Source organism: Streptomyces sp. NPDC031049, assembly GCF_055571015.1.
Genome location: NZ_JBVIGC010000001.1, coordinates 622490 through 637215 on the forward strand (window position 1 = coordinate 622490; position 14726 = coordinate 637215).

Annotated in this window: 7 protein-coding genes and 2 pseudogenes; all 9 read right to left on the minus strand. The window is 75.4% G+C overall.

Going from position 1 to position 14726, the window contains the following annotated elements; translation table 11 throughout:
• Positions 1–70: 70 nt before the first annotated feature.
• The 9 genes and pseudogenes from ACZ45Q_RS02705 to ACZ45Q_RS02745 all read right to left on the minus strand — a co-directional run bounded on the left by ACZ45Q_RS02705 (position 71) and on the right by ACZ45Q_RS02745 (position 14622).
• On the minus strand, positions 71–1885 hold the full coding sequence (locus ACZ45Q_RS02705; RefSeq protein ID WP_468253974.1) for a GMC oxidoreductase: 1815 nt from the start codon (positions 1883–1885) through the stop codon (positions 71–73).
• A 37-nt stretch (positions 1886–1922) separates the two neighbouring features.
• Positions 1923–3581, minus strand: a complete 1659-nt coding sequence (locus tag ACZ45Q_RS02710; RefSeq protein WP_468253975.1) for a succinic semialdehyde dehydrogenase — start codon at positions 3579–3581, stop codon at positions 1923–1925.
• 220 nt (positions 3582–3801) lie between these two features.
• Positions 3802–4446, minus strand: a pseudogene (locus tag ACZ45Q_RS02715) (serine/threonine-protein kinase); the annotation flags it as partial.
• Positions 4447–4656: 210 nt separating this feature from the next.
• Positions 4657–4845: pseudogene (locus ACZ45Q_RS02720) on the minus strand (hypothetical protein); the annotation flags it as partial.
• A 43-nt stretch (positions 4846–4888) separates the two neighbouring features.
• Complete coding sequence (locus ACZ45Q_RS02725) at positions 4889–6769, minus strand: serine/threonine-protein kinase (protein WP_468253976.1); 1881 nt, start codon at positions 6767–6769, stop codon at positions 4889–4891.
• Positions 6770–6849: 80 nt separating this feature from the next.
• The gene (locus ACZ45Q_RS02730) at positions 6850–7818 is read right to left on the minus strand and encodes a serine/threonine-protein kinase (RefSeq protein ID WP_468253977.1); all 969 of its coding nucleotides are present in this window, start codon (positions 7816–7818) and stop codon (positions 6850–6852) included.
• Positions 7819–7915: 97 nt separating this feature from the next.
• Positions 7916–9625, minus strand: coding sequence for a serine/threonine-protein kinase (locus ACZ45Q_RS02735; RefSeq protein ID WP_468253978.1), 1710 nt, complete (start codon positions 9623–9625; stop codon positions 7916–7918).
• 151 nt (positions 9626–9776) lie between these two features.
• Complete coding sequence (locus ACZ45Q_RS02740) at positions 9777–12485, minus strand: protein kinase (protein WP_468253979.1); 2709 nt, start codon at positions 12483–12485, stop codon at positions 9777–9779.
• A 157-nt stretch (positions 12486–12642) separates the two neighbouring features.
• A complete protein-coding gene (locus tag ACZ45Q_RS02745; RefSeq protein WP_468253980.1) occupies positions 12643–14622 on the minus strand; it encodes a serine/threonine-protein kinase in 1980 nt (659 codons plus the stop codon).
• Positions 14623–14726: the final 104 nt, after the last annotated feature.

Here is a 14726-nt window from a genome sequence, read left to right on the forward strand (position 1 = left end):
CTGAGTACGTGAGAAGGACCTGCGCTCGGAGGGGGGCGCAGGTCCTTCTTCGTCTCTTCGCCAGGTGCGGCTACTCCTTCGGCGGCACCGCCGGCATCCCCAGGAACGGCAGCCGCAGCGCGCCGAACGCCTCCGCCGGGACCGCCGGGGACTTGGGCTCGACGGGGGCCAGACGCTCGTAGGCCGCCCCCTGCTGCGGACGCGGGTCGGGTTCGCCCTTGTTCGGCCAGAACGACATGGCGCGCTCGGCCTGCGCCGTGATGGTCAGGGACGGGTTGACGCCCAGATTGGCCGAGACGGCGGCGCCGTCGACGACCGAGATACCGGGGTGGCCGTACAGCCGGTGGTAGGGGTCGATGACGCCGGTGGTGCGGTCGGCGCCGATCGGGCAGCCGCCGAGGAAGTGGGCGGTGAGCGGGGTGCCCATCAGCTCGCCGACGTTGGAGCCGGCGAAGCCGTTGATCTCGGCGGCGAGGGCCGACGCGCCCTCGGTCGCCGCCTTGATCTGCTTCGGGTTGGGTGAGCCGTGGCCCTGCCGTGCGGTCAGCAGGCCCTTGCCGACGCCGGCCGGCTTCAGGTACGTGGTCAGGGAGTTGTCCAGCGACTGCATCACCAGGCCGATGATGGTCCGCTCCGACCAGCGGCGGTTGGACAGGGAACGCAGCACCAGCAGGGGGTGCTTGGCCGCGTGCGCCAGGAAGCCGAGCACCCGGGAGGCGCCGGAGGCGTTCTCGCCGGCGTAGGGCACCTGGAGGATCGACAGGCCGCCCATGGAGTTGGAGCCCTTGCCGTAGCGGACCGGCTCGATGTGGGTGTCGGCGTCCGGGTGGATGGACGACGTGATGGCGACGCCGCGCGTGAAGTCGGCCCGCGGCTCGCCGGTGGCCTTGCGGTAGCGGCGGTCGTCGGTCTGGGCCCCGACCAGGGCCTCGGAGTTGGTGCGGGTCAGCTCGCCGAGCTTGTCGGATATGCAGGGGAGCCGGCCGTTCGCCTTCATGCGGTGCAGCAGTGTCTGGGTGCCGTAGGTGCCGGCGGCCAGCACGACCTGGCGGGCGGTGAAGGTGCGGCCGGAGCCCTTCTTCCGTCCGGTGGGCAGGGTGACGACCGCGTAGCCGCCGCGCGAGTCGTCGGTGACGGAGACGACCGTGGTCATGGGGTGCACGACCGCCCCCGCCTTCTCGGCGAGGTAGAGGTAGTTCTCGTTGAGGGTGTTCTTCGCGCCGAGGCGGCAGCCGGTCATGCAGGAGCCGCACTCGGTGCAGGCCTGCCGGTCCGGTCCCGCACCGCCGAAGTACGGGTCCTTCACCTTCTCGCCGGGCGCGGCCCGCACGGTGCCGCCGGCGTCCTTGCCGTCGCCGAAGAAGACGCCGACCGGGGCCATGTGGAAGGTGTCGCCGACGCCCATCCGCTCGGCGGCGGCCTTCAGATGCACGTCCGAGGGGGTCATCGTCGGGTTGAGGCGGACGCCGAGCATGCGCTGCGCCTGGTCGTAGTACGGCTTCAGTTCCTCCTCCCAGTCGGTGATGTCCTTCCACTGGGGGTCCTCGAAGAAGGGCTTCGGCGGTACGTAGAGGGTGTTGGCGTAGTTGAGGGAGCCTCCGCCGACCCCCGCGCCCGCCAGGACCATGACATTGCCGAGCAGGTGGATGCGCTGGAGTCCGTACATGCCGAGCCTGGGGGCCCAGAGGTAGTTCTTCAGGTCCCAGGAGGTCTTCGGCAGCGACTCGCGGGTGAAGCGGCGGCCGGCCTCCAGCACACCGACCCGGTATCCCTTCTCGGTGAGGCGCAGGGCGCTCACCGAGCCGCCGAAGCCGGAGCCGACCACGATGACGTCGTAGTCGTACCCGCTCTCCTCCCGGGTCTGGACGGACTTCTCCTGTGACACGTGCTCTCCTCGTCGAGAACGGGGCGGACCGGATGACCTAGCGGAAGCGGAACGCCTTCATCAGGCGCAGGCTGCGGCTCATGAAGCGGGCGTAGGCCTGGTCGTCCATGCCCAGGGACGGGGCCATGGGGAGCAGGCGCTGGTGGGCGACCGTCTGGACCTCGGTGTACTTGAGGATGCCCTCCGCGCCGTGGCGGCGGCCCAGGCCCGATTCCTTCATGCCGCCCATCGGTGACTGGACGCTGCCGTAGGCGGACGCGTAGCCCTCGTTGATGTTGACGGTGCCGGTGCGCAGCCGCGCGGCGATCTCCCGGCCGCGGCGGGCGTCCGTCGTCCAGACCGAGGAGTTCAGGCCGTACGGCGTGGCGTTGGCGCGTTCGACCGCCTCGTCGTCGCTGCCGAACCGGTAGACGGACACGACCGGGCCGAAGGTCTCCTCGCCGCACAGCGTCATGTCGTCGGTGACGCCGTCGAGGATGGTCGGCTCGTAGAAGAACGGGCCGATGTCGGGGCGGGCGACGCCGCCCGCGACGATCCGCGCGCCCTTGGCGACGGCGTCCTCGACGTGCCGCTTGACGGTCTCCAGCTGGTGCCCGCTGACCAGCGACCCCATGTCGGCGCCGTAGGCGAGGGACGTGCCCAGCCGCATGGCGCGGGTGCGGGCCGCGAAGCGGTCCAGGAAGGCGTCGGCGACCGACTGGTGCACGTACAGCCGCTCGATGGACACGCACAGCTGGCCGGCGGAGGAGAAGCAGGCGCGGACGGCTCCGGCCGCCGCCTTCTCGATGTCGGCGTCGTCCAGCACCAGCATGGCGTTCTTGCCGCCGAGTTCGAGGGAGACGCCGACGAGGCGGTCGGCGGCGACGGTGGCGACCTCGCGGCCGGTGCGGGTGGAGCCGGTGAAGGAGACGTAGTCGCCGTGCTTGACGACCTCGGGGCCGACGACGGGTCCGACGCCGATGACGGGCTGGAGGACGTCGGCGGGCAGCCCGGCCTCGATCAGCAGGTCCCGGGCCCACAGCGCGGTCAGGCAGGACTCGGTGTCCGGCTTCATCACGATGGCGTTGCCCGCGACGAGGGCGGGCAGCGCGTCGCCCGCGGACAGCTCCAGGGGGTAGTTCCAGGGCACGATCTGGCCGACCACCCCCCGCGGGTGGCGCAGTTCGGTGACCTTCGTCAGCGCCGGCACGGCACCGGCGTGCCGCTTCGGCTTCAGGTAGGCGGCGGCGAGGCGGCCGTAGTGCCGGGCGGCCACGGCGACGGCCTGGACCTCCTCGTGGGCGTGCAGCCGGGCCTTGCCGGTCTCCAGCTGGATCAGGTCGAGCACCTCGGCCTGCCGCTCCAGCAGCAGGTCGTGGAAGCGGAGCAGGACGGCCGCGCGCTGCCGGACCGGGACCCTCGCCCACACCGGCTGGGCGGCGCGGGCCAGCGCGAAGGCCCTGGCCACGTCCTCGGGCGTCGACTCGGGCAGATCGGCCAGCTTCTCGCCGGTGAACGGTGTGTGGTTGGCGGTGCGTCCGGAGCCGACGACGCCCTTGGTGAGCTGCGCGACCAGCTCGGGCGTGACCACGTCGGCGGCGGTGCGGGCGCCCGCGGGGGCGGGGGCGAGAGGGTTGGTGCCGGTCTGTGCCGTGCCGGTGTCTGCGGTACCGGTCTCTTCCGTACCGGTCATTTCCGGGGCCTGCGCGTCCGTCATGAGCGGCAGGGTATGCCCCGGCGAACGCTTTGTGTACCCGTCGGTAATAGGCATTCACGGAGTGCACACACGCTGCCAGTGATCGCTGGCAAGAAATGCCCTGATCAGCGCGTTGTGCGCCGGGAGCAGCTCGGTCCCCGGTCACTGCGATTCCACACCGCCTCCCCCGCGTGGCTCACACGGTCGCGGCCGTGGGGGCGGTGGCCGACCCGCACCGCGCCAGCAGACCGGCGGTCTCCTCGCCGTCCGGCCGCGCCTCGGGGTCCTTCGCGAGCAGCCGCAGGATCAGCGGGCCGAGGCGTCCGGCGCGCCGGGGTGCGGGCGGCTCCTCGGACAGGACCGCCGCGCCCGTCGCGTCGGGCGTCGCACGGCCGAACGGGGATTTGCCCTCCACGGCGGCGTACAGCAGGGCGCCCAGCGACCACAGGTCGGAGGCGGGGCCGGCCACCCGGCCCGACCATCGCTCGGGTGCGGCGAACTCCCCCGCCGCACGGGGGTCGGTGCCGAAGTCGGTGAGGACCACGCGCCCGTGCGGACCGAGGAGCACGTTGGCGGGCCGGACGTCGCGGTGCACGATGCCGACCGCGTGCGCGGCCCGCAGCGCGCCGAGCACGGCGTGGCCGATGCGGGCCGCCTCGGCCGGCTCGACGGGGCCGCGCCGCAGCACCTCGGCGAGCGACTCGCCGGGGACCAGCTCCATGACGACGTACGGGAGTCCGCCGGGGCCGTCGGGACCCGTGCCGTCCGGCGCGGCGACGACGTCGTGGATGGACACGGCCGCCGGATGGTCGACGCGGGCGGCGGCGCGGGCCTCGTGGCAGAGCCGGTGGGCGGCCCGCCGGTGCCACTCGTCCACCGGCGGGCCGCCCAGGGGGTCTACGCGGGCGGGGGCGACGCCGGCAGATCCGGCGCCGGCGGGCCCGGCGCCCACCGGGCCTCCGTTCACCGGGCCGGCGCCCGCCGGGCCTCCGTTGCCCGGGCCGCGGTTGTCCGGTCCGCGGTTGTCCGGTCCGCCGTTCGCCGGACCGCCGTTGCCCGGAACGCCGTCCGTCGAGCCGCTGGTGGCGGGTGCCGCGGGCAACCGTGGCTGGCGGACGGCGACTTCGCGCCGGGCCAGCTCGTCGTGGGCCCGCCAGACGGTTCCGGTGCGGCCGGAGCCCAGGGGCTCGATCAGGCGGTAGCGCCCGCCGACCAACCGTGTCCGGCCGGCGGCACCGCCGGCCCGCTTCTCACCGTCGCCGCTGTCTTCCCCGCCGTGGCTCATGCCTCATGAGTACCGTGCGGTAAGGCCCCTTGTCGACGCGCCGTCAGGGCTTGGCGACCTCCCAGTTGGCGAGCGCGATCCGGGCGATCTCCCGGCCCTGCTCGGCGAAGTAGCCCTTGCCCGGGTAGTCGATGTGGATGCGGTACATGTCCCCGTTCCCCGCCCGGTAGTAGAAGATCCGGAACTCGCGGACCCGGGGCTCCTGGGTGTCCGTGGTGGTGTAGACGATCGTGTTCTCGGCCGCCTTCTTCCCCTTGTACGTCGACTCCTTCGGCTCGCCCTTCGGCGCGGGCTCGGTGGCGATGTCCCAGGAGTACTCCCCGTCCCGGAGCATCTCCCAGTCGGCGAACGCCTTGCCCGCGGCGGTGTCCGGGACGTCGCCGGCCTCCTCGTCGCCCTCGGGGTCGCGGTCGACGTGGATGGACACGGCCCCGCTGGGGTCGGCGAAGGTCAGGTCGGTGCCGTCCCAGTCGTCCGCCGGCTCCAGCTTCTCGAACCCGGCCGGGACGGCGAGACTGACGCCGGCCTTGGTGCCGAGGTCGTGCTTCTTCCAGCCCTCGGGCAGCGGCCCGGCGAACGGGTCGGCGAGCACCAGGTACGCCGCTGCCGAGGCCGCGACGACCGCCGCGCCGAGCCCGAGCCACGTCTTGCGGCCCGGCCGGAACCGGCCCCCGGCGCCCGGCCCGCCCGGTCCCTCCGGCCCGCTCTGCCGGATGACCTGGGTGGGCTGCGCGGGGGCGGGCGGCCGGACCGCCTCGGTCAGCAGGGCGCGGACCCGCGCGGCGTCCGGACGGTGCGCGGGGTCCTTCTGGAGCAGTCCGGTGATGACCTCGGCCAGCGGCCCCTGGGCGGCCGCTGGCGGCGCGGGGACGGCGTTGAGGACCGACTGGAGCGTGGCGGGGGTGTTGCTGCGGCGGAACGGTGAGACGCCCTCCGTCGCCGCGTAGAGCACGACGCCCAGGGACCACAGGTCGCTCGCCGGACCGGGACGCTGTCCCAGCACCCGCTCGGGGGCGATGTACTCGGGCGAGCCGACGAAGCCGCCGGTGTCGGTCAGATTGGTCTCGCCCTCGATCTGGGCGATGCCGAAGTCCGTGAGGACCACCCGGTCGTGCCGGCCGAGCAGCACGTTGTCCGGCTTCACGTCCCGGTGCAGCACGCCCGCCGCATGCGCGGCCTCCAGGGCGCCCAGCACCTCCAGGCCGATCCGGGCGGCCTCGCGGGCGTCCAGCGTGCCCTCCTGGAGGGCGTCGCCGAGCGAGCGGCCCCGCACCAGCTCCATCACGATCCACGGCCGGCCGTCCACGACGGCCACGTCGTGGACGGCGACCACCGACGGGTGGTCGAGCCGGGCCGCGGCACGTGCCTCGCGGCGCATCCGCTCGAAGGCGTTGGCCCGCTCGCGTTCGGGCAGGTGGTCGGGGACCCGAGGTTCCTTGACGGCGACCTCGCGGTCCACCGTCTCGTCCACGGCGCGCCACACCGTGCCCATGCCGCCGTGGCCGAGCTTGGCGACGAGGCGGTAGCGGCCGGCGATGAGCCGCCCGGCCCCGGGGTCCGGGGCGGCGGGCGCGGTGGACGACGCGGAGGACGACGCCGAGGACGCGGGCGACGCCGCCTGCCGCGGGTCCCGCGGTGCCGGGCCGGAGGGCTGCGGGCCCTGCGGCACCGGCCCGGACGACTGCGGCTGCGGCTGCGGCTGCGGGCCCTCGGGCGACGGACCGGAGGAGTGCGGCGGCTGCGGCGACGGACCGGACGGCGGCTGGGGATGGGGCCGCGGGCCGGACGGCTGCGCCGGCACGGCCTGGGTCGGTGTCGCGTACGGGTTGCCGGGATGCCCGGCGGCGGCCTGCGGGTTCGGCGGTTGCAGGCCGAAACTCGTCGGCTCGTCGGTTCCCTGGCGGGCTCCCCCGTTGCTGTTCATGCGCCTATGCATACCGTGCCGGCGACACCGGCTTCCAGCGGGGGTGCGCACCGGTCACAGACCCGTGACGCGGGCGCCGCTCACCTCCCGTTCGGGGGCCTGCGCACCGGACGGCGGCGAAACGGACGGAACACCGCCATGAGCAGGCCCCGCGTGGACTGCCGGGCCGGCCCTCCGGCGGGCGCCGGCACGGGCGTACGGCCCGTGGCCAGAAAGGCGCGCAGCATCTCCTCGGCCCCGGCCGCGTCCAGCCGCCGCCGCGGGTCGCGCTCCAGCAGGCCCCGTACGACGGGCAGGAGCGGCCCGGCCTGCGCGGGCGGCCGGACCGCCTCGTCGACGACGGCGTGCACGATCCCGCCCAGCGAGTCACGGCGGAACGGCGACTCCCCGCTGAGCGCGGCGCACAGCAGCGCGCCCAGCGACCACAGGTCGGACTCGGGGCCGGTCCCGGTGCCGGCCATCCGCTCGGGCGCGGTGTACTCGGGCGACCCGACGAAGGAGCCGGTCTCGGTGAGCGTGGTGGTGCCCTCGACCTGGGCCACCCCGAAGTCGGTGAGCACCACCCGGCCGTCGCCGGCGACCAGCACGTTGGACGGCTTCACGTCCCGGTGCAGCACGCCGGCCGCGTGCGCGGTGCGCAGGGCGCCGAGCAGGGCGAGGCCGATCCGGGCGGCCTCCGCGGCGTCGACCGGCCCGTCGGCGGCGATCCGGTCGGCGAGCGAGCCGCCGTCGATCAACTCCATGACGATGTAGGGGCGTTCGTCGTCCTCGACGACGTCGTGGACGACGATGATGTTCGGATGGCTCAGCCGGGCCACCGCACGCGCCTCGCGCAGCGTGCGATCGCGCCGCCGCCGCGCCTCGGCCGCCGAGCGGGGGTCCCGCAGGGGCGACAGCGGCACGTCGAGAGGGAGCGCCTTGACGGCGACCTCCCGGCCGAGCAACAGGTCGGTGGCCCGCCACACGACGCCCATGCCGCCGCTGCCGAGCCGCTCCCCGAGCCGGTAACGGCCCGCGATGACACGCCCGCCCTCCCCCTCGGTCACCATGCGCCCCATCATGCCGCACCGGACGGACGCGCTCCGGGCCACCGGGCGCGCCGGTGGCCGACAACCGACGGAAACGGGCCCTGGTGGGCGGGCCGGATCAGCCGCGCTTTTCCTGCCAGCCCTGGAGCACCGCCGTGAACTGCCGGCGCGTGGTCTCCCAGTCGGCCGCGGGCGACGACATGTACAGGGCGTACTCGACGCCGTCCCGGGACATGTAGATCTCCTCGATCGCGCGGCGCGGCCCGGGGAAGGAGGTGTCCTTGGCCAGCGCGGTCCAGGTGTACTCCCAGCGCGCGCTCGGGCGATCGCGGTAGACGCTGCGTTCCAGGGTGACGCGCCGGTAGTCGACCAGGCGCTGCAACTGCGCCTCCAGGTCGAGCTGGTGGGCGTAGGGGTCGTGGAAGTCGGGCGAGGTGTCGACCGCGATGCGCAGGAAGTGCTCGCCGCCGTCGGGGGTGTAGTCGATCTGCGTCAGGTCGCCGTTGCGGTCGAACTCCTCGCGCTTCCAGTCCTCGGGCAGGTAGAGGCTGAAACCCACCGGGTCGTCGCGGCGGACCCAGGAGTCCGGTACACCGCCGCCGGGGCCGTGCCCGGGCGCGCTGCGGGTGGGCGTGGGGGCCGCGGAGGAGCCGCCGTCCGGGCCCCACTTGTGGAGCACCACGGCGGTGCCCGCGCCGACCAGCGCGGCGAACGCCGCCACCAGGGCGACCGTACGCAGCCGACGGCGGCGCCGCGGGGCGGACGCCCCGGCGGCCGTCGCGGGCGAAGGGGCCATGGGTGTGGGCGCCATGGGTGTGGGGCCCACGGGCGCCCGGCCCATGGGCGTGGGCCCGACGGCCGTGGGACCGACGGCCGGGTGACCGACGGCCGTCCGTCCCGTCGCCGGTGGGTACGGGCCCGATCCCGCCGGGTCGCCCCCCGTGCGGTCCGCGCGCCCGCCCCCGGGCCGCGCGGGCCCGGGCACCGGCGCGTACGCCCGCGCCTCGCCGGGCCGCCGGCCCTCCGCGGCCTCCGCGAGCATCCGCTCGGCCTCGGTCGACGCCGGCCGGGCGGCGGGGTCCTTGCGCAGCAGCGCGTCGATGACGGGCGCCAGATGACCGGCGTACCGGGGCCGCTCGGCCTCCTCCTCCACCACCGCCTGCATCGTGGACAGCGGCGAGGTGCGGCGGAACGGCGACCTGCCCTCGACGGCCGTGTACAGCGTCGCGCCGAGCGCCCACAGGTCGGAGGCCGGGCCGGGGTCGTGGCCGCGGACCCGCTCGGGCGCCAGGTAGTCGACGGAGCCGACGACCTCCCCGGTGCGGGTGATGGTCGAGTCGCCCTCGATCTGCGCGATGCCGAAGTCGGTGAGCAGGACGCGGCCGTCCCGGGCGAGCAGGACGTTGCCCGGTTTGACGTCGCGGTGCAGGACACCGGCGGTGTGCGCGGCGCGCAGGGCGCGCAGCACCCACAGGCCGACGCGCGCGGCCTCGCGCGGTTCGATCCGCCCCTCCTCCTGCATCGCGTCGGCGAGCGAGCGGCCCTCGACCAGCTCCATGACGATCCAGGGCCGGCCGTCGTGTTCGAGCACGTCGTGCACGGTGACGACGGCGGAGTGGTTGATCCGCGCGGCGGCCCGCGCCTCGCCCCGGGTCCGGGCGAGCAGGATGGCCTGGTCGTTCTCGGAGGCGTACAGCGCGGCCGTCAGCTCCTTGACGGCGACCGCCCGGTTCAGCACCTCGTCGTCGGCCCGCCACACCCGGCCCATGCCCCCGCTGCCGATGGTGTCGCCGAGCCGGTAGCGGCCCGCCAGGAGCCGCCCCTGCATCTGATTCACGTTGCCCCGCAATGGTCTTGACAGGGTCAGCGTAAGGACCGGTCCCCGCTCAGGGAACCGGCGGGGCCCCATGGAGACCGCTCTGTGACGGTTGCGTCCGGTGGGACGGGGCGGGGCGGCCCCGACGGGAGCCGCCGTGTGGTCAGCCGGTGTAGCGGTAGGTCGCCGACGCCTGCTCGAACAGCCGGGTCACCTTGTCCCGTTCGGCCTCGGGGCCGCGCACCTGGACGACGTGGTAGCGGCCGTCGATCAGCATGGCGAGGTTGCGCACGTACAGCTCACCGCCGTCGTCGCCGGTCCAGGTGAACTGCCCCTCGGCCATGGTGCGTCCGCCCACCTCGATGGTCTTCAGCCCGGTGGAGGTGGCCCAGCTGGAGTCGCGGTACGGCTGGAGCTCGGGCTCCTTGTCGCGCTGGTACACCATCGGGTCGTCGCCCGCCTCGTCGGCCCGGTCCCGGCCGGGTACGACGATCAGCTCGAAGTCGCCGTCCGCGTAGACGACCTGGCCGCGGCCGTTGACCGGCGTGCGGTCCCAGCCCTCGGCGACGGCGACGCTGAAGCCCTCGGGGTCCTTGCGCAGGGTGAAGCCGTCGGCGGCGCCCGGGCCCGTGGTCTGCGTCTCGGCGGCGCCCGTGGACCGCGACGCGCTCGGTTCGCTCTTCGGGGAGTCCTGCCCGTCGGGCCGCGATCCGTCGTCGGCGTCCGGGGACCGCGCGGGCGGCGGCGCCTGGCTCGCCTCGCCCACGGCGCCCGTACGGTCCTGGGCACCGGCACCGCCGCTGTCGGCCTTCGGCATGAAGAGCAGGGCGTACGCGATGGCCCCCGCGACGCCGAGCAGTATCAGCAGGAGCAGGATCCGTCCGAGGCTGCGCGGGGACCGCCCCTCCCGCCTGGCCCGCTTGTGGCGCCCGTGGTGCGCGGGCAGCCCGGCGCGCCGCCTGCGCACGAGGTCGCCGCGCCGGCGGACGACGGGCAGCCGGCCGGTGTCGGCGGGGGGCGGGGCGGAGATGACGTGCAGTCCGGCGTCGGGTTCGGGCGCGGACCGCACCAGGGAGCGCAGCCAGCCGCGCAGTTCCTCGAACTCCAGCCGCTCGGTGGGGTCCTGACGCAGCAGCGACTCCACGACCGGGCGGAGCGGACCGCACTCCTCGGCGAAGGCGGGCGGCTCGGCGCACACCATCTGCACCAGTTCGGCGGTGGACTCCTCCGGGTACGGGGCATGGCCCTGTACGGCGCGGAAGAGCAGCGCGCCGAGCGCCCACAGGTCGGTCGCGGGGCCGATGGGCGGCGCCAGCCGCCAGTTCTCGTGGACGGGGCCGGCCTGCTCCGGCGCCCAGCGTTCGGTGACCGGTCCGACGACGGCCATCCGTGCCTGGCGCGCCCGCTCGGCGGCCAGCGCGGTGGCGGGGCCGCGGGGCGGCGCCGGGGTCCCGGCGACGGGGCCGTCCCAGCCGCCGGCCTGCGGGGCGGCGGGGGCGGTCGGCCCGTGGGCGGCGGGGGCGGTCGGCGGCTGCGGGGTGCGGGCCGCGGGCAGGGCGGGGGCCGTGGCGGGGGTGCCGGTGCCGGTCGTACGGGGCGTCGCGCCGTGCCAGGAGGCCCCGTTGACGCCGTAGGGGTCGGCGATCTGGCCGGGCGGAGTGGTGCCGGCGGGTGTGGAGGCGCCGGGGCCGGGGAGATGCGGCGGCTGTGCGGGGCCGGGCGCGGTGTCCGGTGCGGTGCCCGGTACGGCGTCCGGGGCGGGGCGGGCGCCGGGCAGGGCGGCGCGGCCGGCCCGTGCCTCCTGGACCCGGGCCGCGGCCCGGGCGCCGGCGCGGTAGGCGGCGATGGCACCGGCCCGGGCGGCACGGATGTCGTCGCTGCTGTCCAGCGCACGGGGGCCGAGCCCGGTGGCGGCACCGTCGGCGCCGGGCGTTGAGGGCGCCGTCAGTCCCCCGGCCGCCCGCGCCTGGATGGCGGCCCGCCGCGCGGCCTCGGGGTCGACGGCGGCGTACGGGGCACCGGGCACACCCGGCTCCCCCGCCCCGGCCCCGCCAGGACCGGGCGCGGGACCGGACGCCCCGAATCCGCCACCCCGCGCGGACGCACCGAGACCCGCACCACCGCCCGCGCCCGCGCTCCCGCCGAACCCTCCCGGCTCACCGGGGCCCGCGCCACCGCCGAACCCTCCCGGCACGCCGGAACCCGCCCCGCCGCCAGGGCCGTCCCCGGCCGGCGTGTCCGCGCCCGGCACCGGGTCGTACCCGCACAGCGCCTCCTCCGCCGCGCCGACCGCGAGCCCGGTCAGCATCACCCGGCCGTCGTCGCAGACCAGCACCGTGCGCGCGGTGATGTTCCGGTGCACCCAGCCGTGGCCGTGCAGCACCCGCAGCGCCATGAGGACGTCGGCGGCGACCTCGGCCGCCCGGTACGGCGTCAGCGGCTGCTCGGCGAGCAGGGCCGCCAGCGGCCGCGCGGCCACCAGTTCGCTGACGATCCACAGGGAACCGCCCTCCGCGAACACGTCGAAGACCTGGTCGAGCCGCGGATGGTCGGGGATGGCCGCCGCGGCCTGCGCGGCCTCCATCGCCCGCCGCACCACGGGGTCGGCGGGCCGCCGGGTGCCGCCTCGGGCGGCCGACGCCCGCTGCACCGGGCGCCGCGGGCCGCCGTCGCGTGCCGTGAAGCCGTCGGGCAGTCCCTCGGCGTCGAGCACCTCCGCCTCGACGACCTCGGGCAACGGGACCTGCCTGATGAGGACTTCCTGCCCGCTGTAGGTGTCGAAGGCCCGGGTCTCGGTGAGTTCGTACTCGTCGGACGGCGGCAGCGGCAGGCGGTAGCGGTCGGCGAGTACCCGTCCCGCGTAGTCGTCCACGATGCCTCCCCCGGCAGCCCGGTCGGTCAATTCCGTTCGCGCCGCGGTTCGTTCCGGCTGCGTACGGTCCGCAAGCACTCACGATACGTGCCGGAGGCAACCCGCAGAGAGGGGATGCCAGATCTCGGCGCCCCCGAAACCACCGGGGGCGCCGGGCTCACTTCTTCGGCTCGAACGTCTTGGTCAGGGTCCGCCAGGTGTCCCGGCGCCGGTCGGTGTCCCAGTCGGCGGCCTTCGCCGTGTACATCAGCGCGTAGCCCTGCCGGCCGTCGACGACGAAGCCCCGGTCGACGGTCCGGTACTTGGTGCCGCCGTCGACGTAGGTGAACTCCCAGTCGGCCGCGTTCCAGCCGCGGTAGCCGACCTTCTCGATGCGGATCTTCTGGTACTGGGAGCGCACCATGAACCGCTCCTGGTTCTTCCAGTCCGCGACCGGGTCGCCCTTGGGCGTGGACGTCCAGGCGACGAGCAGCTTCTGCCCGTCGGGCCCGGTGAACCGGTCGCCGGCGGCGCCCGTCGACCGGTACGTCCAGCCCTCGGGCAGCCCGATGCGGTATCCCTGGCCGCCCTTGTGGGTGGTCGCCGCGGCCTCGTCGCCCTCGGCGGAGTCGTCCTTGGCGGAGTCGTCCTTCGAGGCGTCGTCGCCCGCGTCTCCGGCGCCCGGCCCGGCCCCGGCCGACGAACCGGGCGTACCGTCCTGGCCGGGGTCCGCGGCCCCGGACTCCCGGGCGGAGCCGTCCGTGCGGGCGCCGTCGCCGTCCGTGCCGCCGTTCTCGTCCTGCTTGGTGTCGCCGGCGGTGGCGGCCGGGCGGTCGCCGCCGCCGGCGCCCTTGGTGCCCTCGTCGCCGCCGAGCGCGAACGCCAGCACCGTGCCGAGCACGGCGAGCACCACGACCACCGCGACGATCACCAGCGTGCGCCTGGGCACCACGTCGGTGAGGGAGGCCTTCGGCGCGGGCCGGGCCGGCAGGTCCGGCGGCGGCATCACGGGCCATCCGGAACTCCGGCCCGCGGCGGGGGCGTTGCCCGGCCGGGATGCCGCTGCCGGGGCCGCCGTCGAGGCGGCGGCGCCCGCGGTGGCGCGCTCCCCGCCGGAAGCGGCCGGGGCGTCACCGGACCTGGCGCGGGAGGCCACCGTCCCCGCGGCGGCCTTGCGCACCGAGCGCAGCGCGCCCCGCAGCCGCTCCCCGGCCTCCTCGGCCCGCCCCTCGCGCTCGCCGGACTGCGCCGGGAGCGGCACTACCTTGGTGGCGTCGGCGGGCTCCCGGGCGCCGGCCCGGTCCTCGGGCGCGTGGATGACCTTGTTGAGCAGCGCGCGGGCGCCGGCGTCGTCGAGCCGCTTGGCGGGGTCCTTGGTGAGCAGCCCGTGGATGACCTCGGCCAGCGGGCCGGCGTTCCTCGGTTCCTCCAGCGGTTCGGTCATCACGGCGGTGAGCGTCGCGATGGCGGAGCCCTTGTCGTAGGGCGGGGAGCCCTCCACCGCGGCGTACAGCAGTCCGCCGAGCGACCAGAGGTCGGCCGCCGGCCCGGGCTTGTGGCCGCGGGCGCGCTCCGGGGAGATGTACGAGGGGGCGCCGACGAGCATGCCGGTGGAGGTGATCGACGGGTCGCCCTCGACCTGGGCGATGCCGAAGTCGGTGAGCACCACCCGGCCGTCGTCGGCGATCAGCACGTTCGACGGCTTCACGTCGCGGTGCAGGATGCCCTCGCGGTGCGCCGAGCGCAGCACGTCCAGCACGGCCAGGCCGACCTCGGCGGCGCGCCGGGGTTCGAGCAGTCCGTCCTCCCGGATGACCTCGGCGAGGGACCTGCCCTCGACGAGTTCCATCACGATCCACGGCCGGTCGTCCTCGTCGACCACGTCGTAGACCGTGACGGCGCTGTTGTTGCGGATCCGCGCGATCGCCTTGGCCTCGCGCAGCGTCCGCGTGATCAGGCGCCGCTTCTCCTCCTCGTCGATGTTCGACGGGAACCGCAGCTCCTTGACGGCGACCGTGCGGCCCAGGGTCTCGTCCTCCGCGCGCCACACCGTCCCCATGCCGCCGCGGCCGAGCACGTCTCCCAGCCGGTACCGCCCGGCGAGGAGACGTGCGCTCTTGTCCTGGCGGGGTGTCCCCGCCCGCTCCGCCTCCGACATGCGTCCCCTCATGCAACCCGCCCTGACAGAGCCTTCATTGTCTCTCACCCGACAAGTGCTCGATGCCGCGGGTGCCCCTGGCGGCGGACCCCGGCCCCGCCCGC